This is a genomic window from Daejeonella sp. JGW-45, assembly GCF_029360805.1.
GTDB lineage: Bacteria > Bacteroidota > Bacteroidia > Sphingobacteriales > Sphingobacteriaceae > Daejeonella.
Window position 1 is genome coordinate 397,205 of the sequence record NZ_JARKNC010000010.1, and the last position, 25,010, is coordinate 422,214.

Annotated in this window: 17 protein-coding genes; 9 read left to right on the forward strand and 8 right to left on the reverse strand. The window is 45.1% G+C overall.

The features are described from left to right. Positions 1-30 precede the first annotated feature (30 nt). The 9 genes from P2W76_RS15320 to P2W76_RS15360 all read left to right on the forward strand — a co-directional run bounded on the left by P2W76_RS15320 (position 31) and on the right by P2W76_RS15360 (position 15,635). A complete protein-coding gene (locus P2W76_RS15320) occupies positions 31-1,410 on the forward strand; it encodes a lytic transglycosylase domain-containing protein (RefSeq protein WP_276348774.1) in 1,380 nt (459 codons plus the stop codon). Positions 1,411-1,507: 97 nt separating this feature from the next. Then, positions 1,508-3,835, forward strand: a complete 2,328-nt coding sequence (locus P2W76_RS15325; RefSeq protein ID WP_276348775.1) for an NADP-dependent malic enzyme — start codon at positions 1,508-1,510, stop codon at positions 3,833-3,835. Between the two features lie 6 nt (positions 3,836-3,841). Continuing rightward, on the forward strand, positions 3,842-4,426 hold the full coding sequence (gene ruvA / locus P2W76_RS15330; RefSeq protein ID WP_276348776.1) for a Holliday junction branch migration protein RuvA: 585 nt from the start codon (positions 3,842-3,844) through the stop codon (positions 4,424-4,426). 22 nt (positions 4,427-4,448) lie between these two features. Beyond that, positions 4,449-11,492 (forward strand): cell surface protein SprA, encoded by a 7,044-nt coding sequence (gene sprA / locus P2W76_RS15335; protein ID WP_276348777.1) that lies wholly within the window; start codon positions 4,449-4,451, stop codon positions 11,490-11,492. A 171-nt stretch (positions 11,493-11,663) separates the two neighbouring features. Next, on the forward strand, positions 11,664-12,044 hold the full coding sequence (gene gcvH, locus P2W76_RS15340; RefSeq protein ID WP_276348778.1) for a glycine cleavage system protein GcvH: 381 nt from the start codon (positions 11,664-11,666) through the stop codon (positions 12,042-12,044). A gap of 70 nt (positions 12,045-12,114) precedes the next feature. Then, on the forward strand, positions 12,115-12,447 hold the full coding sequence (locus P2W76_RS15345; RefSeq protein ID WP_276348779.1) for a VanZ family protein: 333 nt from the start codon (positions 12,115-12,117) through the stop codon (positions 12,445-12,447). Between the two features lie 228 nt (positions 12,448-12,675). Further along, positions 12,676-12,891: a ferrous iron transport protein A gene (locus P2W76_RS15350; RefSeq protein WP_276348780.1), complete on the forward strand. Its 216-nt coding sequence runs from the start codon at positions 12,676-12,678 to the stop codon at positions 12,889-12,891. Beyond that, entirely contained in the window at positions 12,892-15,006 is a 2,115-nt protein-coding gene (gene feoB, locus P2W76_RS15355; RefSeq protein WP_276348781.1) for a ferrous iron transport protein B, read from the forward strand. A 2-nt stretch (positions 15,007-15,008) separates the two neighbouring features. Further along, complete coding sequence (locus P2W76_RS15360) at positions 15,009-15,635, forward strand: sprT domain-containing protein (RefSeq protein ID WP_276348782.1); 627 nt, start codon at positions 15,009-15,011, stop codon at positions 15,633-15,635. Here the strand turns inward: P2W76_RS15360 and P2W76_RS15365 are convergent. From P2W76_RS15365 to accB, 8 genes are all read right to left on the reverse strand, one after another. Next, positions 15,606-16,370, reverse strand: coding sequence for a hypothetical protein (locus P2W76_RS15365; protein WP_276348783.1), 765 nt, complete (start codon positions 16,368-16,370; stop codon positions 15,606-15,608). The two genes, P2W76_RS15360 and P2W76_RS15365, sit on opposite strands and share 30 nt — an antisense overlap. A gap of 41 nt (positions 16,371-16,411) precedes the next feature. Continuing rightward, positions 16,412-18,391 carry a dehydrogenase E1 component subunit alpha/beta gene (locus P2W76_RS15370; RefSeq protein WP_276348784.1) on the reverse strand — a complete coding sequence of 660 codons (1,980 nt, stop codon included), beginning with the start codon at positions 18,389-18,391 and terminating at the stop codon, positions 16,412-16,414. A 99-nt stretch (positions 18,392-18,490) separates the two neighbouring features. After that, positions 18,491-19,882: a LutB/LldF family L-lactate oxidation iron-sulfur protein gene (locus P2W76_RS15375; RefSeq protein ID WP_276348785.1), complete on the reverse strand. Its 1,392-nt coding sequence runs from the start codon at positions 19,880-19,882 to the stop codon at positions 18,491-18,493. 19 nt (positions 19,883-19,901) lie between these two features. Continuing rightward, positions 19,902-21,500 (reverse strand): M28 family peptidase, encoded by a 1,599-nt coding sequence (locus P2W76_RS15380; protein WP_276348786.1) that lies wholly within the window; start codon positions 21,498-21,500, stop codon positions 19,902-19,904. 23 nt (positions 21,501-21,523) lie between these two features. Beyond that, entirely contained in the window at positions 21,524-21,958 is a 435-nt protein-coding gene (rpiB, locus tag P2W76_RS15385) for a ribose 5-phosphate isomerase B (RefSeq protein WP_276348787.1), read from the reverse strand. Positions 21,959-22,000: 42 nt separating this feature from the next. Then, the gene (gene tatC / locus P2W76_RS15390) at positions 22,001-22,876 is read right to left on the reverse strand and encodes a twin-arginine translocase subunit TatC (protein WP_276348788.1); all 876 of its coding nucleotides are present in this window, start codon (positions 22,874-22,876) and stop codon (positions 22,001-22,003) included. 143 nt (positions 22,877-23,019) lie between these two features. Beyond that, entirely contained in the window at positions 23,020-24,360 is a 1,341-nt protein-coding gene (accC, locus tag P2W76_RS15395) for an acetyl-CoA carboxylase biotin carboxylase subunit (RefSeq protein WP_276348789.1), read from the reverse strand. Between the two features lie 86 nt (positions 24,361-24,446). Further along, positions 24,447-24,932: an acetyl-CoA carboxylase biotin carboxyl carrier protein gene (gene accB, locus P2W76_RS15400; RefSeq protein WP_276348790.1), complete on the reverse strand. Its 486-nt coding sequence runs from the start codon at positions 24,930-24,932 to the stop codon at positions 24,447-24,449. Between the last annotated feature and the right edge of the window lie 78 nt (positions 24,933-25,010).

The following is a 25,010-nucleotide window of genomic DNA, read 5'->3' on the forward strand; positions in this document are numbered from 1 at the left end:
GACGGTCGCGGCCGTACTTAATTAACTCGTATGATAAGAACTTTTACTTTTGTCACGGTTATATTATTATGTTCGGCTGTAGTCCAGGCTAAGGCAACTGTGACCTTCGTCGCATCTTCGATCGAAGATATTAATAGCAAACTAGGCTCAAACTTTCCAAATGATACTCTGGCTGATCCTTCTGAGGATAAGCTTCTCGCTTTTCAGGGTTCGATGTACGAAGGCAGGCTCGACTCGCTGGAAAGAACGGTACCTTTAAATTACAATGAGTTTGTACAGCATTATATCGACATCTATGTTCAAAGAAAAGAACAGATCGGCAAAATGCTGGGTTTATCCAAATATTATTTCCCCATTTTCGAAAAGGCTCTGATGGAAGCCGGCTTACCAGACGAACTGAAGTTTATTACTGTAATAGAATCGGCTTTAAACCCTCATGCCGTTTCACGGTCGGGAGCTGTTGGCCCCTGGCAGTTCATGTATACCACGGCAAAAGGTTATGGCCTGGTTATGGATAACTATGTGGATGAACGTAAGGATCCGGTTAAATCAAGCTATGCGGCGACTCACTATTTTCTCGATGCGTATAAGCGGATAGGCGACTGGCTGCTTACGATCGCTGCTTTTAATTGCGGTACCGGAGCAGTAACAAGAGCTATTGAACGTTCGGGCGGGATAGCCGACTTCTGGAAAGTACGAGCTTTCCTGCCGAAGGAAACTCAGAACTATGTGCCGGCGTTTATTGCCACCGTCTATGCGATGAACCATTACCGCGATCATGATATCAAAGTGAGGCCTGCGGATTTTGGTGTGGTAACAAATGTAATCCCGGTTGACAAAAGGGTCTCGATCGGCAATGTGGCTAAAGCCGCAAACCTGGACATTAAAGAGCTCTTAATTCTGAATCCTTCATATAAAAGGCAAATCATAAATGGGTCTCCCGGAAATCCCAGGGCGCTGGTAATTCCGGATGTCGATAATAGGATGTATGCTTCGCTTTATGAAGTATTGAACAGCGAGGCGGGCAGGTCACAGTTAATTCTTGCATCCGTTAAAAAGCCGGAAACAGAAAATGACCCTGCTCCTCAGTATCATAAAGTCAAGGCAGGCCAGAATCTGAGTTCGATAGCTCAGATGTATGACATGACCGTTCAGGATCTTAAAGTATGGAATAACCTGAAGGTATCAACCATAGTTCCGGGTCAAAATATTCGCCTCTCACCACCTGCCAAAAGTTCGTCTGAATCTACCGTACGGGGATATATGAACTACATAGTAAAAGCGGGCGACACGCTTTCGGGAATTGCTGAGAAGTTCAACGGAATGACCGTGTCAAAGCTCAAAGCACTCAATGGGCTGAACGGATCGGCCATTGTTCCTGGTATGAGGTTAATTATAAATCAATTGTAGTTTCGGAAACAGTTTTTTCAGAACCATTACAGGCTTTTTAAAAGTTGTATAAGAGAAAAGAATTGTAATTTTAGCGGCACTAACCAAAACTACTTTAATGGCTAAGATTAATCGCAAACAAGACGCACTGGACTACCATTCTCAGGGTCGCCCCGGAAAGATCCAGGTAGTTCCAACCAAACCCACCAATTCTCAACGTGACCTGTCACTGGCCTATTCGCCCGGCGTGGCAGAGCCATGTCTGAAAATTGCAGATAACAAAGATGATGTTTATAAATATACAGCAAAGGGCAATCTTGTTGCCGTCATCAGCAACGGCTCAGCAGTCCTCGGACTTGGAGATATAGGCCCTGAGGCGGGAAAGCCGGTTATGGAGGGCAAGGGCCTGCTTTTTAAGATCTTTGCCGACATTGACGTATTCGACCTGGAGCTTGACACCAAAAACATTGATGAGTTTGTTACTATAGTCAAAGCTTTGGAGCCGACTTTCGGCGGAGTTAATCTGGAAGATATCAAGGCACCCGAGTGTTTTGAAATCGAAAGAAGGCTGAAAGAGGCTATGTCCATCCCGGTAATGCACGATGACCAGCATGGCACAGCGATTATTTCTGCGGCAGCGCTTATCAATGCTTGTGAAATACAAAAGAAAAAAATTGAGAAGGTAAAGATCGTGGTGAACGGAGCCGGTGCCGCGGCGATATCGTGTACCCGCCTGTATGTAAGCCTGGGAGCGAAAAAGGAAAATATTGTCATGCTCGACCGGTCGGGTGTCATCCGCTCAGACCGTGATAAGCTGGAAGGTACCAAGGCAGAATTTGCAACGTCCAGAAAGATCAGTACCCTTGAGGAAGCGGTTAAGGATTCGGACGTATTTATTGGCCTGTCCTCACCTGATGTACTTACAGCGGACATGCTGAAGACGATGGCTAAGAATCCAATCGTTTTCGCAATGGCTAACCCCAACCCGGAAATTGCCTACGAGCTGGCAATTCAAACGCGAAAAGATATTATCATGGCGACGGGCCGCTCAGATTACCCCAACCAGGTAAATAATGTTCTGGGCTTCCCATATATCTTCCGGGGGGCACTGGATGTAAGAGCAACGGCGATAAACGAAGAGATGAAGAAGGCGGCGGTTCTCGCTATCGCTGACCTGGCAAAGAAGTCGGTGCCCGAAGCCGTAAATCTTGCCTATAATTCCAGGAATCTGAAATTTGGCAAGGACTATATTATTCCCAAGCCCATAGACTTCAGATTGATCACGTCGGTATCACCGGCTGTAGCGAAGGCTGCTATCGATTCAGGCGTTGCGCGTAAGATCATTACCGACTGGGAGGCGTATAATGATGAGCTGAAAAATCGTCTGGGCATGGACGATAAGTTGATGAGAGCCATTACTAATAAGGCAAAATCATCGCCTAAGCGCGTCGTATTTGCAGAGGCCGACAATTACAAAATTCTGAAATCAGCGCAGATCGTTAAAGATGAAGGTATCGCTATCCCGATCTTATTAGGCAATAAAGAAAGGATTAAGCAAATCATCGCCGATCATGAACTTGAGCTTGAGGGGGTAGAGATCATTAATCCCCTGGAAGAAAAAAATATCTGCGCACAATATGCCGACTTCCTTTATAAGAAACGCCAGCGTAGGGGTATAACTGTTTATGAGGCTAAGAAGCTCATGCGCGACCGCAATTATTACGGTGCAACAATGGTTCAATTTGGCCAGGCGGATGCACTTATATCAGGCCTTACTAAAGATTACGCCACAACCATCAAACCTGCGCTCCAGGTAATTGGGATAGAGGATGATGTTAACCGCGTTGCCGGGATGTACATGATGCTTACCAAGAAAGGGCCGGTATTTTTTGGCGATACAACGGTTAACGAAAACCCGTCTGTAGAGGAGTTGGTCGATATTACAATTCTTATTGACCGGTCGGTGAAGAAATTCAATATTCAACCCAGAATTGCGATGCTGTCTTATTCTAATTTTGGATCTAATGACGGACTCGTTCCGGAGAAAGTACGCCAGGCGGTTAAAATATTGCACCAGAAGCATCCGGAGATTGTAGTTGACGGCGAAATGCAGGCTAATTTTGCGATGAACCCTGATCTGTTGAAAGATAATTATCCATTTAGTACCCTGGTTGGCGCTGCGGCAAACGTATTGATGTTTCCGAACCTCGAATCGGGGAATATTGCGTATAAATTACTACAGGAGCTGGGCGGGGCTGAAGCGGTAGGGCCTATCCTTCTGGGACTTAGAAAACCGGTGCATGTATTGCAGCTGGATAGTTCGGTCAGGGAAATTGTGAATATGGTCACTATAGCCGTGCTGGACGCCCAGACCAAGGAGGAGCAGAAGGAATCTGCTTCCCGCAGGAAAAGCATATTTAGTCGTGTTTCAAAAGCACAGAAGTAAAAAAGAATGTACGCTTACATTGATGGTAAACTTGTTTTTAAGTGTCCTACGTATGTAGTAATAGACGCCGGTGGTGTAGGGTATCATATTAATATCTCCCTGAATACCTACGGGGCTTTAAATGATTCGGAGAGATGTAAGCTTTTCACCTGGCTTCACGTTAAGGAGGACGCGCATACCCTGTATGGTTTTTTGGATGAGGGGGAAAGAAGGTTGTTCCTGCATCTCATTTCGGTATCGGGAATAGGACCGAATACCGGAAGGATGATATTATCTTCTATTACACCCGCGGAAATACAGACAGCTATTGTTAAGGGGGATGTTCCCCTGATCCAGAGAATTAAAGGAATCGGACCCAAGTCTGCGCAGCGGATGATCCTGGAGCTGCAGGACAAGCTGAAAAAGGAAGGGCCGGATTCATTGATTTCTATGCCGGATAATGTTACGGCTAAAGACGAGGCGCTGTCTGCATTGGTTATGCTTGGTTTTAATAAAAGCACTGCTGACAAGGCTTTAGATGCTGTTATAAGATCGGAAGGAGAAAGTTTGACAGTGGAGCAATTGATAAAAATTGCGCTTAAAAGCTTATAATTACTATCAATATCAAAGGAAATTGAAAAGTGTTGCTTTTTATATAAGTGGGATTTGCTTTTTCTTCTTAGTCCTCCTAGGCAGCCATGCTATCGCACAAAATCCAGCCGCCGGGAAAGACACTTCAAAGCTCACTTATCCCTTTGAGGATTCGAAATATATCCAGCTAAAACGTACTCCGGGTATAACACTGCCAAACCCGTCAAACATCCGGCGTAGTGTTGAATTCGATCCTGTTTCAAAGCGATATATTATCCGTGAAAAGATCGGTGACCGTTTTTATCGTACTCCTCAGTACCTGAGCATCGAGGAGTATCAGAAGTATGAAAATGAGTTGATAAAAAAGAACTACTGGAAGGAACTTGCCGACCTGCCCCTTGCTGAAGCGAGGGAGCCGGGCTTTATTCCACCTGTAAAGATCAACAGCAAGTCTTTCGAAAAGATATTTGGTGGGTCGACCATAGATATCCGCCCCCAGGGTTCAGCTGATCTGACGCTTTCCGGACGGTTCAACCGGAATGAAAATCCCCTGTTTAACGAACGTCAGCGCAGCCAGGGCAACTTTGATTTTGAGCAGCGGATCCAGATGAATGTTGTCGGCCAGATAGGGGAGAAGCTCAGGATTACAACAAACTATAATACTGAAGCACAGTTTGATTTTGAGAACCAGGTAAAGCTTGATTATACCGGCAAAGATGACGAGATCATCAGGAAGATCGAAGCTGGTAACGTGAGTCTCCCCCTGAGCTCTACGTTAATATCAGGCAGTCAGGCTCTTTTTGGCCTGAAAACGCAGCTCCAGTTTGGGCGTCTAAACGTAACTACGGTATTTTCCCAGCAGAAATCGCAGCAACGGGAGATAACTATCACCAACGGATCCCAGCAAAATGAGTTCAGTATCTCTGCCGACAATTATGAGCCGAATAAACATTACTTCCTGGCGCAGTATTTCCGGAATAATTATAACAGGGCCCTTGAGAATATACCGGTTATTAACTCAAACGTTAACATCACGAAGATCGAAGTCTGGATAACAAACCGTTCAAACAGTACGGTCAATTCCAGGGATGTGCTTGGTCTCATCGACCTGGGTGAAAATAACGTTTACAACAGAGCCCAGATACAGGGCGGCGCTGGTTTTTCAGCTTTGCCTGCAGGGTTTAACGGTCCGGGCTTTACCCAGCAATCAAATAACCTTCTACAGGTTTTGCCTCCCGGTGCAAGGCTGACAAACAGCAATGACGCTAATGCTTTCTTCCAGGCAAACGGGGCCACAGACAATTTCGCAAAACTGACTTTCGCACGGAGCCTGACCGATAAGGAATACACTCTGAATCCCAGATTGGGATATATCTCACTTAACACATCATTAAATGCAGATGAGGTACTTGCTGTTGCCTTCCGGTATACGCTTAATGGTGTGGAGTACCAGGTAGGGGAGTTCTCTACAGACGTAGCTGTCAACAATACTACACCTGAGGTTCTATTCGTAAAGCTTTTAAAGAATGAAACCTTAAAGACCAGCCTTCCAACCTGGGACCTGATGATGAAAAATATCTATTCGTTGGGAGCTTACCAGGTAAGCAGGACCGATTTCAGGCTGAATATTTTCAGGCTTGGTGAGGATACCGGTGTTGAAACCCCGCAGATAACAGAAGGGCAAAATACCAATGGTAAACTGTGGCTGCAGTTAACTAATCTGGATAATTTAAATCAGCAAAATGACAGGAGGCCTGATGGATTCTTTGACTTTATTGAAGGGATAACCATAGATCCCCAGAACGGACGGATAACCTTCCCGCTGATAGAGCCATTCGGCTCAGACCTGGCCCGGCGGTTTGACCCCATTGCCGAAAGGAACCTGATCGATAAATATGTCTACCAGCCCCTGTATGATTCGACGAAGGTTTTAGCGCAGCAGTTATTCCAGCGACTCAACAGGTACCAGATAAGAGGAACCTATCAGTCGCAGTCGAGTTCTGAATTTCAGTTAAATGCCATTAACATACCCCAGGGGTCTGTCCAGGTAGTTGCGGGTACACTGCCCCTGCAGGAAGGGGTTGACTTTACTGTCGATTATAACGGTGGTATGGTCCGCATCCTGAACCAGGCTTTGTTGAACTCGGGCCAACCGATACGGATCAAGATGGAGAACAATGAGCTGTTCGGCTTGCAGCAGCGCTCCCTCACGGGTTCCAGATTTGATTACCGGGTGAACGACAAGCTGAACCTTGGGGGTACTTTTATGAATCTTACCGAGAAGCCTCTTACGGAGAAAGTTAATATCGGGGAGGAGTCTATTTCAAATACGATCTGGGGCCTCGATGCGAACTATAGTTCGGGCTCGCGATGGCTTACCAGGATGGTAGATAAGATCCCATTTATAAATACCAAAGAAGCATCATCTATAACGTTTAGCGGCGAGTATGCAAATCTTATCCCGGGTCATCCCAGGGCATTAAATTTTGCCGGAAGCCGCAATGGGGCGAGTTATCTGGATGACTTTGAAGCAAGCAGGTCACTGATAGATATCAAAAGCGCTATTGCGTGGCAGATATCCGGAACCCCCCAGATGTTTCCTGAGTCGCGGCTTAATAATGATCTCTCGTATGGCTATAACCGTGCGCGGCTCGCCTTTTACAATATTGACCCGATATTCTTTGTGAACGGGAATTCACTTACTCCCGACAATATAAAGAAAGATAAGAATGAACTGTCCAACCATTATGTGAGGCAGGTCTTTGAAAGGGAGGTTTTCCCATTTAAAGAATCTCCGACCGGACAGGCTATTATATTGCCAACATTTGATCTGGCTTATTACCCGCGGATCCGGGGGCCATATAACTTTTCGTCAACTGGCTTGAATCCGGATGGAAGCCTGACCAATCCCAGAAGCCGGTGGGGAGGGATCTTCAGGAAGTTGGAGACAAATGACTTTGAAGCGCTCAATATTGAGTTCATTGAAATGTGGATGCTCGATCCTTTTATTTACAATAGAACAAGTCCGGGCGGCGATATATACTTCAATCTCGGAAATATTACCGAAGACATCCTGAAAGATGGAAGGAAAAGTCTCGAGAACGGCTTGCCTATTGACGGCAATCCTGCAAAAACTGATGCAACAGCCTGGGGGCGTGTTCCCAAGCTCCAGCCGGTTATCCAGGCATTTGATAATAATCCGGATGCACGGGCTTTTCAGGATGTTGGGATCGATGGACTTGGAAGCTCTGACGAAAGGCAGCAGTTCGCGACATTTTTAAACCAGGCTAAAGCGTCATTGAGTCCTCAGGCTGGTATCGCACTCGAGGAAGATCCGGCATCAGATGATTATCAATATTACCGGGGTTCAAATCTTGATCAGCAGAATGCCGGTATTCTGAAACGTTATGAGAGGTATAATAATCCTGAGGGCAATTCCAAAACCCCTCAGCAGTCGTTAGCTGAGACCGGTATTGAAAATTCTGCAGCGACTTCTTTACCTGATGGAGAGGATATTAACCGTGATAATAATTCAACCCAGGCAGATGAATACTATCAATATAAGGTTTCGATCCGTCCGCAGGATCTGGCAACTGTAGGATCTAACTACATTACAGATATAGTTCCTGCTACCGTAAAGCTTGTAAATGGCAGGACGGAAACTGTACGGTGGATACAGTTTAAGATCCCGGTAAATGACTACATTCAGAAAGTAGGGAACATTGAGGATTTCAAATCGATTCGGTTTATACGGATGTTCATGACCGATTTCGCTGATACAACTGTGATGCGGTTTGCCAAGCTGCAACTGGTGCGCGGGGAATGGAGAAGATACAATGCTGAGAATAATCCAGCCAAGGTGCTTGTTGACCCGGGGCTGATAAATCCAGGGCTTGACAATTCGTCAATTGATGTGTCAACGGTAAATATTGAAGAAAACGGGCGGCGTACTCCCATTCCATATGTGTTGCCACCGGGGATCAAACGTGAACAGGATATTACAAATTTTCGCGGGCAGTCGCAGCAAAACGAGCAATCGCTGGCACTGACTGTGAAGGATCTTCGTGACGGTTATGCCCGGGCTTCTTTCAGGACCGCGTACAATGATTTTCGCTCTTACAAAAGGATGGAAATGTTTATTCATGCAGAAGGGAATCAATTAAGGGATAATGATTTGAGTGCGTTTCTTAGAGTGGGAACGGACAACCAGGATAACTACTACGATTATAATATTCCACTTAAGATAACAAACCCCGGTTCGAGCGACCCCGCGGCTATCTGGCCTGAACAGAATAAGCTTGACGTACAGCTGAGCTTGTTTCAGGCTGCAAAAACCGCACGGAATAATGCGATCTTTAATGGACAGCCCTGGCCAATTAATCGCCCGTTCGTTTACCAGGATGGTGCAAATACCATTACGGTTAAAGGTCAGCCGGATTTAAGCAAGGTGAGGGTTTATATGCTAGGAGTAAGAAACCCGCTTAGAAACCCGGCAAGCCCGGCCGGCGATGATGGCCTGGATAAATCGGCTCAGGTGTGGTTCAACGAACTTCGTCTGACTGATTTCGATGAGCGGGGCGGCTGGGCTGCGACGGCAAGGCTGAACGCCAAGTTAGCTGATTTTGCCGACATCACCGTCTCGGGAAGCAGGAGTACAATAGGCTTCGGGTCTATTGACAAAAGGGTCAGTGAGCGTAATCGTGAGGATGATATATTATTTGACATTTCGGGAAGCATGGAACTTGGAAAGTTCTTCCCTGAACGGGCGGGGATTAAGGTCCCCATGTACGTTAATTTTTCATCCCAGATAGGTAGCCCGCAATATGACCCGCGTAACCAGGATACCGAGTTTAAAACGGTCTTAAAAAATTCACCGCGGGCAATAAGAGATTCGCTCAGGTTTATTACTGAAGATTACAGCTCCCGGAAAAGCATCAACTTCACGAATGTCCGCAAAGTTAAAACCAACCCGGAAAGCAAGGTTCATTTATGGGATATTGAAAATATCAGCGCAACGTACGCATTCAACGAGTTTAATCACCGGGATTATATTAATGAAAGTACGATCCAAAGGACTTATCGGGCCGGCCTCCAGTACAATTACGCAAAGCAAGCAAAATCGATAACACCTTTTGAAAAGCTTATTAAATCGAAAGCTCTTTCACTGGTGCGTGATTTTAACTTCACATTGCTGCCGTCTGTCATTAATTTTAACATAAATGTCGATCGGCTGTATTCTGAAAACACGCTGAGAGATAACGATCCGAATAATTTCCTGCCGATAAACACGAACTTCAATAAGAACTTTCAGATGTCGCGGCTTTATGGGATAAGCTGGAACTTAACGCGTTCCTTACAGCTGGACTTTAATGCGACTAATTTCTCTGTCATAGATGAGCCGGACGGACGGATAAATGGTTTGAAGCGCGATACCTTATGGCAGAACCTTAAGAAATTGGGGCGGACGACGGACTACGGACATACGATGAACCTGACTTACAACGTACCGATAAATAAAATTCCGGGACTCGATTTCATCACTCTCGGTACGCAGTACCAGGCAGGTTTTAACTGGCAGACTGAACCGTTGATAACTCTGCGGGATCCATTGATTAACGTCGGAAACACGATCCAGAATTCACGGGCGGTTAAAGTTAACCCGGCACTTAACCTGATACAGTTATATAATAAGTTTGGTTTTGTGCGTAGTGCATCGCAAGAGGCAAAAGGGGCGGGGCGATTCTTTGTTAATTTGCTGACCAGTGTAAAGACTGTTGGAGCGGCTTATTCAAGGACTCAGGGTACTTTCCTTCCGGGTTACCTTCCGTCAACAGACTTTATCGGTCAGGACCTGGATGCCAAAGCTCCCGGTTATGATTTTCTGCTCGGAAGCCAAAGGGACATCCGCGGGCGGGCTCTCAGCAACGGCTGGATCACGCGGGACTCATTGCTGAACCAATTGTATATTAATACTGACCGCGAGGATATGAATTTCCGTGCAAGGGTTGAACCTTTTCCGGAGATGATCATTGACCTTACGGCCTTGAAGAGTCAGAACTTCAATTACTCAACTAATTTTAAATACCTCCCTTCTTCGGGTAATTTTGAAAATCTTAGCCCGGTTACAACCGGGGATTACCTGATTTCATATATTTCATTGAGGACTGCTTTTAAAAAGGAGAACGGGAATAATAATTCCTCAAGCCTTTTTGAACGGTTTGAAGAAAACCGTGCAATTATTTCGAGGCGCCTGGGGGCTAATAATCCAAATTCTGCAGGAACAAGCGGCGGTTTTGCCGATGGATACAATAAGAGTTCACAGGATGTTCTGATCGCTTCTTTCATTGCAGCTTATACCGGGAAGGATGCCAGCAAGATATCGTTAAACCGGTTCCCTAAGATCCCTATCCCTAACTGGAGGGTAAATTATAATGGCCTGAGTAAGTTCAGTTTTTTCAATGATATATTTACTTCGATCTCCCTTAATCATGGGTACCGGTCATCATACGCAGTTAATGGATTCAATTCGCTTGTGCGGTACCAGGAAGCTAACGGAGCGGTAAATATCAGGGACGCCAATAATAACTTTCTCCCGTTCTACCAGTTCTCGCAGGTAACGATGTTCGAGCAGTTTCAGCCGCTTCTGGGCGTGGATGTCAGGCTGAAGAATAACCTGACAATCAATATGGAGTACCGTAAATCACGTGAACTCAGATTCAGCCTTTCGAACAGCCAGCTGGGGCAGCAAAAACAAGATAATGCCGTATTTGGTTTAGGGTACCGAACAAATCAGTTCCGCTTCCCATTCGGATTATTCAAGGGGCTCAAAATGGATAATGATATGTCGTTCAAGCTTGATTTTGCTCTGAGTGATACCAAGACGGTGATCTATAGGGCAGATGTTGTAGACGCAGAGGTTTCTTCAGGCGCTAAAGACATTACCATACGGCCTAATATCGATTACGTGCTCGATCAGCGGTTCACGCTTCGTTTATTCTACAATGGTAAGATCACAAAGCCTTACACATCGCAAACATTTAATACTTCATTTAATGATTTTGGAGTGAATTTGAGGTTTACGTTGTAAGGAATAAGGAGCAAGGAGCAAAGAACAAGGATCTGACCCCGGGGATATTGATTAAAGTACCCCACTCCTGGTGAACAGCGATATATCTTTATTCTTTGCTCCTTGTTCCTTAATCCTCCTTGCAAGTCTGCCGTACTTAAGCTACTTTTGAAATATTTAAAACCAGACAAAATGAATTTTCCAGAAGAATTGAAATATACAAGTGATCACGAATGGATCCGGGTTGAAGGCAACGTTGCTTATGTCGGCATCACAGACTTTGCTCAGCACGAGCTGGGCGACATTGTTTATATCGAAATAGACACCCTTGGTAAAGAGGTGGCGCAGGAAAGTCAGTTCGGTACTGTAGAAGCTGTAAAAACGGTTTCAGATCTGCTGATGCCCGTTTCAGGCAAGATTTCGGAATTAAACAAAAAGCTCGATGCAAATCCGGAGCTGGTGAACAATGATCCTTATGGAGACGGCTGGATGGTAAAAATCGAGATCTCAGACGAGTCCCAGCTTAGTAAGCTATTATCGGCTTCAGAATATAAGAACCTGGTAGGCGCCTAGAATGCTGACAGCGTTGCGATATCAATATTTGTCCATTCTGTGGGCAATATTTGTTGTTGTAATTTGCGATATGCCTCTGTCTGATACCTCAGCCTTAGGCGTCAGTTTTTTCGAGGGCTTTGATAAACTCGCTCATACAGGTTTCTTTTTCGTACTTACAGTACTGCTATTCCACGGAAAAATTAAGCAGCAGGCCAGTTATTCGTACAGGGGAATGACCTTGCTGAAAATATTGCTGATAACAACATGCCTGGGAGGTTTAATTGAACTTCTCCAGCTTTACGTTTTTACTTACCGGTCGGCAGACTGGTGGGATTTTTTTGCAGACATGACCGGTGTGGGAATGGGCATTTTTAGCTATATATTTTTACATAGGACGAGGTTCAATGAAAAGCTATTATAAAATATTCGCGGTTTTGATCATGTTAAGTTTAGGGTCTTGCAGCATCTTTAAAAAGGGCTGCAAGTGTCCGAAAATTAGTAAGCATCAATCTGTCTCGCTCCGGGGAAATTAGAGTCCTCCCTGCGTTATGGCATTGTGAAAGAAATGTGACCGAACCCTGTTCAATTAGATCTTTCGTTATTTGGAATTAATTCAAATAAGGTCTACTTTTGTTTAGATTTAATAACTATGAAGCTTTCACAACTAGAGCCGGGTCAAACAGGGATAATTAAAGAATTTACTGATTTGGAAATGTCTATCAAGCTGATGGAAATGGGTTGTTTGCCGGGCGAATCCATACTTGTCGAACGTATAGCCCCCCTTGGCGATCCAATCGCAATCACTGTGTCAGGCTATTCGCTAAGCCTGCGTAAAAGGGAAGCTTCAACAATCATAATGCAATAGGTGATTAAGGAGTTAAAGGTTGCGCTGGTTGGAAATCCCAACTCTGGAAAATCTACGCTTTTTAACGTACTCACAGGTTTAAGCCAAAAGATCGGGAATTTTCCCGGGGTAACCGTTGAGAAGAAAGAGGGTTTTTCAAAACTTCCTGATAGCCGTATCGCGCGAATCATTGATCTTCCGGGCACTTATAGTTTTTATCCTAAAAGCAGGGACGAGCGTATCGTTATGGACGCGCTTGCCGATAAGAGCAACCCGGTACATCCTGACCTTATCGTATTTGTTGCAGATGCTTCGAATCTAAAAAGAAACCTCCTGCTTTTCTCGCAGGTGGCTGATCTCCGCATTCCCATTATTATTGCATTGAACATGATGGATCTGGCAGGCCAGGCCGGTATTGAGATTGCAGTTGATGAGCTTGCTTTAAAGCTGGGCGTTCAGATAGTTCCAATTTCCGCCAGGAAAGGCGAAGGCATAGAACAATTGAAGACTGCGATCAGCCAGAGCAGCTCTATACCTACACAATTCTCGTCGATAGATGTGCGTGCTTTAGCACCGGATCTGATACATGCAATAAGCAGAGACCTGAACATTAGCCACCCATATGTTGCTCTTCAGCTTGCACACCAGCACGAACAGCTTTCGTTTCTGTCGGATGAGCAGAATACGAGGATCGAAGAGATAAAAAAGGAGTTTTCTTTTCACTCCCAAAAATCCCAGGCGACCGAAACTATAGGGCGATACAATTTTATTAACGATGTTCTTTTTGATACCGTTAAACTGAATTCAGACCCTGGTAAGGAAACCATGAGCAACAGGATAGACAATATACTGACTCATCGCGTTTTTGGTTTCATTATATTCTTTGCTATCCTGTTCCTGATCTTTCAGTCAATATTCGCATGGTCAGAATATCCGATGTCGCTTATCGAAGGCCTGTTTATCGCCATGGCCAACCTCGGACATCAGTATTTACCTCCGGGAGTTTTTTCGGACCTGCTGATCGATGGTGTGCTCGCCGGCCTAAGCGGTGTCCTGATATTTATACCTCAAATAGCCATTCTGTTTGCATTTATATCCATTCTTGAAGATACAGGGTACATGTCGAGAGTGACTTTCATGATGGACAAGATCATGCGTAAGGTTGGGCTCAGCGGTAAATCGATAGTCCCAATGATTGGGGGATTTGCCTGCGCGGTACCGTCGATTATGAGTACCAGGAATATTGAAAACTGGAAAGACCGGATGATAACGATTATGGTCACTCCGTTAATCGCTTGTTCGGCCCGTTTGCCTGTCTATACTCTTCTGATATCTATGGTTGTGCCTGATCAGAGGGTTTGGGGCTTTATTAATATGCAGGGTATAGCTTTAATGGCTTTATATATTTTAAGTATTATCAGTGCGATCGTCGTTGCCTGGGCGATGAAGATGATTATCAAATCGCGCGAAAGGGGATACTTTATCATGGAGCTTCCTGTATACCGGATGCCGCGGTGGAACAATGTACTCCTCACCATGTATAAGAGTGTGAAGGCCTTTGTGCTTGAAGCCGGGAAGATCATAATTGCAGTGTCAGTTGTTTTGTGGGTGCTCTCATCCTACGGACCCTCAGGCCGGTTTGATGCTATCGAGGCAAAGTATGAAGCGGTGACATATGCAGAGAGATACCCACCACAGGAGATCGACCGGATGGTATCGTCGGAGAAACTGGAAAGTTCATACGCGGGTATTTTGGGTAAATCTATAGAGCCCGTTATCAAACCGCTGGGTTTTGACTGGAAGATAGGAATTGCCCTGATCACCTCTTTCGCCGCCCGGGAGGTGTTTGTCGGAACGATGGCCACCATCTATAGTGTCGAGGCCGACGACTCCAATATGGCTTCGGTCCGGGATAAAATGCTGTCTGCTGAAAATCCTGAAACAGGCTTACCTGTCTTTACTGTTGCCGTCGCCTTCTCCCTGATGGTTTTCTACGCCTTTGCAATGCAGTGTATAAGCACAATAGCGATCGTGTACAGGGAAACAAAAAGCTGGACCTGGCCCGCCATCCAATTTGCTTACATGACATCTCTGGCTTATATTGCGAGCTTCATAGTATACCAGCTATTAAAGTAAGATTGGATAAGGTTAATGTACTTCGTAATTATCTGCCGGAAGGTGCTGCGCCGGTCATAGCCAGGTGGATCGATTATTTTAAATGTGAATTCAAAATATCAAGGGGGCGGAGTACAAAATATGGCGACTACCGGCATCCTTTTAAAGACGAAGGACATCGGATCTCAGTTAACTACAATCTTAATCCGTATGCTTTCCTGATCACTACAGTCCACGAGTTCGCTCACTTACTGACCTGGAATGAATATAAGCGCAGAGCGAAGCCTCACGGAATGGAGTGGAAAAACAACTTTAAGCGAATGATGAAGCCATTCTTTGAACAGGCAATATTTCCGGCTGATGTGAAACAGGCAATTATAAGTTACCTGGAAAATCCATCCGCTTCAAGCTGTACAGACCTTAATTTGTTCCGGGTGCTGAACCGTTACGACAAAAAGCCCGAAGGTGTAGTGCATGTTGAAAAGCTTCCTTTCAATAGTCTTTTCGTTATAAAAAATAACCGTGTTTTCCGGAAAGGCGAACTGATTAGAAAACGGTACAAGTGCGTTGAAGTGAAGACAGGAGCTGTATATTTATTTAACCCGCTTTCTGAAGTGACCTTAGTGCCTCAGTCTGCCGGAAACATATAGAGCCTGATTTTTTTCCTCAAGCTTCCAATCCAGATCAACCTTCCTTCCTCTATACTTTTCAGGATCGGCGATAACTGATTTTATCAGGGCATCCTCTTTTTTAATAAGCAAGGCGGCACGGTAGGAATTGACTTTATTGCTGCTTAGGATGAGGTATTTAGCTCCGGGGTACTGTGTAATTCCCTCCAATGACAAGTTGAAAGCGCCACGCTGGTAAACGGCCTCATTTAGCGTCCTTATATCAGTATTTCTATCAGTTCGTCTTGCGATACGACGTACAAATGCTGTTGAATCGAGTTCATCAGCGGTTTTTGCAGTCTTATGATCTGAAAGCAGCAACTCGCCGGCGTCGTAAAATTCACGCACCAATTTATAGGGGACGAGGCTCTGCGGATTGTTTACGTGGTGTGAATACAATACCACCTTGCCATTTTTAAGGTAGTATCTGTTTTCGACCCGCCCCGAGCTGGCACTGTAACCGTGCTCTATATAAAGCGATACGTCTGAACCCCTGACGTATCTGGTTACATGAAACGAGTAATCATTGATGGTATAGATCAGGCTCTCCTGTTCAATGCTGCCTTTTACCAGCGTATTTATGCTGTCGGAAAATGCGATGATCTGCTCCTTGATTACTGCTATTTTCTCCCGCCCAGGATATGTTTGCGCTTCGTCTGTATTTTTAGTACAGGAAGCGGCTATGAGTAAGATCAATATGAGACCGTGCCTGATCATGGATAAATCTATTGTTCTACACAATAGAAAATTCCATGCCATTAATATTTGAGGAGACTGTCGACCTGCGCGTGCAACCTGGATTTAGCAAGAAAATTATCTTCGAGCGCTTTGTTCATTGGTATTGCTGTGTCAAGACTCGCGCAGCGTTTTATTGGGGCGTCCAGAAATTCAAAACAATGTTCGGCGATATGGGCGCTTATTTCGCCGCCGAATCCGCTTGTTAAAGTATCTTCGTGTAAGATGAGAACTCTCCCGGTCTTTTTCACGGAATTTTCTACAGATTCCTTATCCCAGGGTTGCAAGGTTCTGAGGTCTATGAGATCGGCCGATATCTGAGGATGCGCATTCAAGTATTCAAGTGCCCAATGAACTCCAAGGCCATAGGTGACTATGCTTATTTGCCCGCCCGTGCGTACAAGTCTTGCTTTTCCGATCCCGCAGGTGTAGTAATCATCGTGAACAGGTTCAGCAATGGCGCGGTAAAGATATTTGTGCTCAAAATAGATGACCGGGTTAGGATCGTCGATCGCTGCTGCTAAAAGTCCTTTAGCATCGGATGGAAAGGCGGGATATACGATCTTAAGCCCCGGGGTTTTAGTGAACCAGGCTTCGTTGCTTTGAGAGTGAAAGGGCCCCGCACCAGTCCCTGCGCCTGTGGGCATACGGATCACAACATCGGCCTTCTCCGCCCACCGGTAATGTGTCTTCGCCAGGTTATTTATGATCTGGTTAAACCCGCAGGTTACAAAATCTGCAAACTGCATCTCTACAATTGCTTTATACCCATTGATCGATAAACCCAGCGCTGTACCTACGATGGCTGATTCGCAGATTGGCGTGTTGCGTACCCTGCCTTTACCGAATTCTTCCACAAAACCCTGCGTAATTTTGAATGCGCCACCATATTCGGCGATATCCTGGCCCATTATAACAAGCTTTGGATATTTCTGCATGGATTGTCTTAACCCATCGGTAATGGCGTCTATATAACGCCTCTCGCTTTTTAAAGAGCTTACAACCTCCACCGGCTCCGCCGTAGAAGGAGCATACATATCTCCGACTTCGATAGCGGTGTTCACGGGGACTTCATCGTCGGCAAATGCCAGCTCAATTTCAGCCTCGATCTCGATTTTAAATTCATCCCTTATTTCAGCAATCAGTTCTTCATTCAGGATCTTCTCGTCGCGCAGGTACTGTTCGAAATTGTTAAGCGGGTCTTTCTTCTCCCATTCGGTAAAGAGCTCCTGCCGGATATATTTAGTGCCCGAAGCTTCTTCGTGCCCGCGCATACGAAAGGTCATACACTCGACCAATACCGGCCGAGGTTTTTGCCTGATATTTTCGGCAATATCACTGATCGTATTGTAAACTTCCAGGATATTATTTCCGTCTATCTGGTAACCTTCCATACCGTATCCAATTGCCCGGTCGACAAGATTTTTACACCGGTATTGTTCGTTTACAGGAGTTGAGAGGCCGTAGGCATTATTTTCAATAATAAATATAACCGGGAGGTCCCAGACGGCGGCCACGTTAAGAGCTTCATGAAAATCACCCTCGCTGGTAGCGCCCTCACCTGTAAATACCAGTGTGGCATTTTGTTTATTTTCCAGGAGATCAGCTAAGGCAATGCCATCAGCTAAGGCAAGCTGCGGGCCCAAATGGGAGATCATCCCAACAATGTTAAACTGCTTTGTGCCAAAGTGAAACGAGCGGTCACGGCCCTTGGTAAAACCGGAGCTCTTTCCCTGCCATTGAGCCATAAGCCGGGATAAAGGGATGCCCCGGCTGGTAAAGACGCCCAGGTTCCTGTGCATGGGGAGGATAAATTCATGAGGCCGCATGGCGAGGGTCGTGCCAACGGCAATAGCCTCCTGGCCGATGCCGGAAAACCATTTGCCAATCTTTCCCTGCCGTAAAAGGATCAGCATTTTTTCCTCTATCATCCTGGGTTTAAGGAGATGCTTATAGAACTTTAAGAGGCTGCTATCGGAAAGATCTTTACGGTCGAATTTCATTGTGTCTGTGAGCTACGGGCTATGAGATATGAGCCTGAAGTATCTTTTTAAACAATATATTTTATTCAACTCTGATTACTGTTTACCGGCCACCGATCACTAATTACTCGTCCCCTTACCAATCTTTCCAGCCCACTGCTTACTAAATGACTCTTTAGAAACTTCCGGAAGACCGCGGTTCTCCCCCCAGTTCTTCTTGAAAAACGTCTTTAGCAAGACGTTTTTCCATCTGCCGTTAAGCAGGTCCATCATTTTGCGTTTCATCATGCCTAGTTTCCAGGCTTTCCAACCCAAGCTTTCAGGGCCTGAATTTAATCCTTCTTTCACGGCATCCCTGCGGTTCAGCAGGAGCATTTTGTGGATATCAATTTTCACGGGGCAAACTTCTGAGCATTTTCCACAAAGGCTGGAAGCGTAGCTCAGATGCTTGAATTCCTTCATCCCGGCCATATGCGGGGTAATAATCGAACCTATGGGGCCGCTGTAAGTAGTCTCATAGGTGTGTCCGCCGATATTTTTGTAGACGGGACATGCGTTAAGGCAGGCACCGCAGCGGATGCAGTAAAGTCCCTGCCGTTGATCTTTTTGCGCCAGAAGATTGGTTCTGCCGTTGTCGAGCAAGATAACATACATTTCCTCAGGTCCGTCAGTTTCCTCAGCCTGCCGGGGTCCGCCCAGGATAGTATTGTAAACTGTTAAGTTTTGTCCCGTTCCGTGTGTCGCAAGCAGGGGCCAGAAAAGATCAAGGTCCTGCATGGTCGGAATTACTTTTTCTATACCAACGATAGCAATATGGATCTTTGGAAATGTTGTTGTAAGCCTGGCATTTCCCTCGTTCTCCGTAAGCGCGATGCTGCCTGTATCTGCTATCAGGAAATTGCCCCCGGTAATTCCAATATCTGCAGTGGTATACTTTTCCCGCAGCAGTTCCCGGGCTTTTAATGTTAATTGTTCGGGTGTAGCGTCTATAGGAGTACCGAATTTCTCATTAAATAACCTGGCGATATCTTCTTTGCTGAGGTGCATTGCCGGGGTAACTATATGATAAGGTCTTTGGCCTAACAACTGAACGATATATTCCCCAAGATCACTTTCCACCGTGCTGATGTTATTATTTTCCAGAAATTCATTTAAATGAATTTCTTCAGTCACCATAGATTTTGATTTTATAACGCTCCGGGCATTGGCTTTCTGGATTATGCTAAGGATTTCCCTGTTAGCCTCCGCTGCATCATTCGCCCAGATTACTTTGCCGCCTTTACGCTGGAAATTAGATTCAAACTCTGGTAAGAGCTTATCCAGGTTTTCCATCACCTTCCACTTGATCGTATGAGCTTTTCGCTTGGAATTTTCGAGATTGGCAAACTTCGAGAGTCCACGTGCTACTGCTGTATCATACTTCCCGATGTTGTTGTTGATGATCCGCCGGTGGTCCGGGTCAAAAGCCTTTTTGGCAGAAGTGGAGACAAATTCTGATGCGAGTGTACTCATTATGCGAATTTAGCTATTCTTATCTCGAATTGGGCATATCATTAGTCACATCAACAACTGGCCTCTTATCCCTGTTTGCCAGGTCCCAGCCGGTATAAAACACCAGATGAGCCCGTTTGGTCAGCACGTCAAAATTGATCTTCCTGAACTCATCACTGGGTTTATGATAATCTTCGTGCACACCATTGAAATAGAATACGATCGGCACGCCGTGTTTCGCGAAGTTATAATGATCTGAACGATAGTAGATACGCTCGGGGTCGTTCGGGTCATTGTATTTATAGTCTATCTTCATTTTAGTGTAAACGGCATTTGCATTTTCGCTGATCTTGTGAAGGTCCGTACTAAGCTTATCAGAACCAATCAGGTAGCAATAGTTTGCCGAGTCCGGGGAAGTCTTGTATTCTTCGCCGGTTCTCCCAATCATATCGATATTCAGGTTTGTGATGGTATTAGCCATAGGGAACACCGGGTTTAATGAATACCATTCTGAACCCAGCAATCCTTTTTCTTCTGCTGTTACAAACAGGAACAGTATACTTCTGCGCGGCCCTTTGCCCTCTTTTTTCGCTTTGGCATAAGCCCTGGCGATCTCAAGAACTCCTGTTGTGCCCGAGCCATCATCATCAGCCCCGTTATTCACTTTATCTTTTCCACCATCTTTGGTTAGACCGATATGGTCGTAGTGTGCAGAAAAAACCAGTACCTCATCTTTCAGATCGGAGCCTTCAAGGTAACCCATGACATTCATGGAGCGTACATCCTTTTTTACCGGACCGTATGTAACTGCCAATGTCGAGTTTATGGATTGAGTCTGCGGTGTGCCGCTGATATCCACTGAAGATTTTAATGCTGAATATGTTTTTCCGGAATTCCTGAGCATGAGATCGGCTACTTCAGGTGCAATAGTTATTATCGCACCCGAACCCCCACGGGGTGCGGGTGCAGCTGCGTTCTCTTTTTTAAGGCTAAGCCTTCCGGATGCGGGAACGTATTGTTTCAATGCTTTGCTTACCTCCGGATTAACTACAATGATCAATGCCGGGCCCCGACTTGCGACATTCTGCAAGCGTTTCATATACTGATATGGCTCGCTCGATTTAGTAATTGCGGATAAGCCGTTATTCATTGGTTCGTTCGTACCGATCAGCATGACCACTTTTCCGGTCAGGTCTGTTCCTTTGAGGTCGTCGTAAGTTTCTGAACTTATTCCGTAACCAGCAAAAATAATTTCATCTGCGTTTATCGATCTGCCAGCGCCGCCACCCTGAACAAGTAAAAAATCTTTTCCCTGATTCAGAGAATTGCCATTGGCTGTGAAAGTAGCGAATTCAAATACTGTTTCTGTCAGAGGTACTTCCTGGAAATACGAGCCGTTTACCGGGGCAGTTAAACCGAGCTTTTTCAATTCGGCTGCAATATAATTAGCTGCCTTTTCCGCGCCCGGTTTTCCCGTTTCCCGGCCTTCAAATTTATCCGATGACAGGACCTTCAGATGCTTTCTTGCCAGTTTAGGAGTGATCTGTTCGGCATATTTCTGTGCTACCGGGTCCTGAGCAAATGCGTGTACGGAAATTCCTACAACAAGCAGTGCCCATAGTGCCTTTGTTTTCATCATTTTTATAAGGTTAGTTTAAAAAATTAACAGGACATTTTATTTACCCTGTTGGCATGACGTCCGCCCTCGAACGTTGAATTTAAGAATTTAAATGTAATTTCTTTCGCCAGTTCAATAGAGACAAACCGGGCAGGAATGCAAAGTACGTTTGCATCATTATGGCCCCTGGCGAGTTCAGCAAGTTCGCCATTCCAGCATATTGCGGCGCGAATTCCCTGGTGTTTATTAGCTGTGATGGCAACTCCATTGGCACTTCCGCAGATCAGGATGCCAAGTTTAAACTCACCACTCTCTACCGCACTTGCAACCGGATGCGCGAAATCAGGATAATCAACAGAATCGGTACCATAGGTTCCGAAATCTTTGATCTGATATTCCTTAAGAAAGTCGATAAGAACTTTTTTATATTCAAAACCGGCGTGGTCTCCGCCGATAGCGATGCTGATAGAGTTGTTCATGAGACAAAATTAATTTTTTAATAAAACAGGATCAAAGGTTCATTAGTCTTTATAAAATTCAATTTCGGCCTTTTTCTTCCGCTGTTCGACTATTGCCGAAACATATATACTCGCTTCATATAGCAGGAATAAAGGTAAGCTTACCGTGAACATGGTGATCAGGTCTGGCGTAGGAGTTACAACGGCAGCTATGATCAGGATAAGCACTGTGGCGTATCTTCTGGACGACCGCATAAACTTAGGCGTCATTATTCCCAGTTTTGACAGGATATAGATAATTATTGGAAGTTCAAATATTATACCCGCGCCGATACTTAATGTAGCCAGGATCGAGAAATATGAGTCGATCTCGATATTGTTGTTGATGATGGAACTTACCTCGTAATTAGAGAGGAAATTTATTGACAGGGGAGATATAATGTAATACCCGAAAAGAACTCCCACGATGAACAGCAATGATGCCCAGAAAACAAAGCCTGTAGCCGAATTGCGCTCATTTTCATGGAGTGCCGGCTTAACAAAACGCCATATTTCAAATAGCAGGTAAGGAAAGCCCAGAACTATCCCAATCATCAGAGATGAGTTTAACTGCAATGTGAACTGTCCTCCAAGCTGGGTATTGATAATAATAAAATTCAGCTTGGTAACACAGAATTCAGCTCCAAGGTTAAATTTCTCGGTGGCGGCGCACATCATCCTGTAAGTCCAGAAATTAGTCCTGCCGGGAGCCATGATTATCTTTTCAAAGATGAAATCGTAGAAGCTGAACGCGAGAATTGTAAATACAACTATTGCAATTGCAGCTCTTATCAGATGGCCGCGAAGCACATCCAGATGGTCAAAAAATGACATCTCGGCTTCTATCGTTTTGCCTTTTTCCTTGATGGCCTTAACAAGGTCGGTACGTTCTTCGCTCATATTTCAAAAACAAAAATACCATTCTGTTTGACTTGAGAATGGTATTCTGTTGATATTTAATAATAATCAATTTATTTGTGACATTTAAAGCAGTACACATATTGTATTCGCTGCTTTTGACAGCCAATTAGTTTTAATTCAGGCTATTCTGTCAAATCGAAGCTCTCCATAAATTTGGTCGTGAAATTACCTGCACGGAAGTTTGGATCTCTCATTAAACGCAAATGAAAAGGGATAGTTGTCTTCACACCCTCAATTACAAATTCGCTCAGTGATCTTTCCATGGTGCTTATAGCTTCTTCCCTGGTTTGGGCAACACAGATCAGCTTGGCGATCATGGAGTCATAGTTAGGAGGGATCTGGTATCCGGCATACACGTGAGTATCCACACGCACACCGTGCCCGCCCGGCGAATGAAAGTGAGTAATTAGACCAGGAGATGGCCTGAAGTTGTTGAACGGATCTTCCGCATTGATCCGGCATTCGATAGCATGCATCTCAGGAATATAGTTTTTACCTGAGATAGGGATGCCGGCAGCAACCTTTATTTGTTCCTTGATGAGGTCAAAATTGATGACCTCCTCTGTTACCGGGTGCTCCACTTGTATGCGGGTGTTCATTTCCATGAAATAAAAGTTGCGGTGCTTGTCGACAAGAAACTCAACAGTTCCGGCTCCTTCATAATTTACAGCCTGGGCTCCTTTGATGGCAGCTTCACCCATTTTTTCCCTTAGTTCGGGAGTCATGAATGGAGAGGGAGATTCCTCTACCAGTTTTTGGTGACGCCGCTGGATAGAGCAATCTCTTTCAGACAGATGACAAACTTTGCCGTATTGATCGCCAATTACCTGGATCTCTATATGACGCGGGTCTTCTACATATTTTTCAAGATAAAGACCATCATTGCCAAATGCGGCAGATGATTCCTGGCGTGCAGAGTCCCATGCGGGCTCAAACTCGTTATCATTCCACACAATTCGCATTCCGCGGCCGCCACCACCTGCTGTTGCTTTAAGTATGACAGGGTATCCGATTTCGTTTGAGATCTTGAGGCCTTCCTTAACATCGGTAAGCAAGCCTTCAGAACCGGGTATGGTTGGTACGCCTGCAAGCTTCATTGTCTCCTTCGCAGAGGCTTTGTCGCCCATGCCGTTAATCTGTTCGGCGGTTGCGCCTATAAATTTGATCCCGTAGTCATGACATATTGCCGAAAATTTAGCATTTTCCGATAGAAAGCCATAACCCGGATGGATTGCATCGGCGTTGGTAACTTCAGCTGCAGAAATGATATTGGGAATGCTCAGGTATGAATCTTTACTTGGAGGAGGCCCGATACAGACCGCCTCATCGGCGAAACGGACGTGCAGGCTGTCGCGATCTGCGGTAGAGTATACAGCTACGGTTTTTACGCCCATTTCCTTACAGGTACGGATGATTCGTAAAGCTATCTCACCACGATTAGCAATCAGTATTTTTTTAAACATAGGTTTCTTTGTCGATATGAATTTACTTCAAAAGCCGGGTACTTCTCATTTGTCTCTCGTTGCCCCGCTTCCCGTTTCTCGTCTCCTTACACTGGTTCAACCAAGAATAAAGGCTGATCGTACTCAACCGGGCTGGCATTATCTACCAATACTTTCACGATACGGCCACTTACTTCAGATTCGATCTCATTGAAGAGCTTCATGGCTTCGATAATGCAAACAACCTGTCCGGCCTTAATCTCATCGCCAACATTTACAAATAACGGTTTATCAGGGCCGGATGAACGGTAAAATGTACCGATCATGGGTGATTTAACAGTGATGTAATTGGACGTTTCATCCTTATCTGCCGCTTTGGCTTCGGTTGCCGGCGCAGCCGGACTTGCCGGTGCGGCGGGGGGTACGACTGCTGAAATAGTGTGTTGCTGAACGGGGGCCGGTGCTCCTGTTATATAGGTTGGCGCCTGGTTAGTCTTTATGGTAATTTTAAACTCTTTCTGCTCAATTGACACTTCATTTACTCCAGATCTGGAAACGAACTTAATGAGTTCCTGAATTTGTTTAATATCCATTGTTTATAGTTTAGTTTTCGGTTAATCTAAATTTATAATAAAATTTTAAGTTACGAACGATTATCTATCAGTTATCGG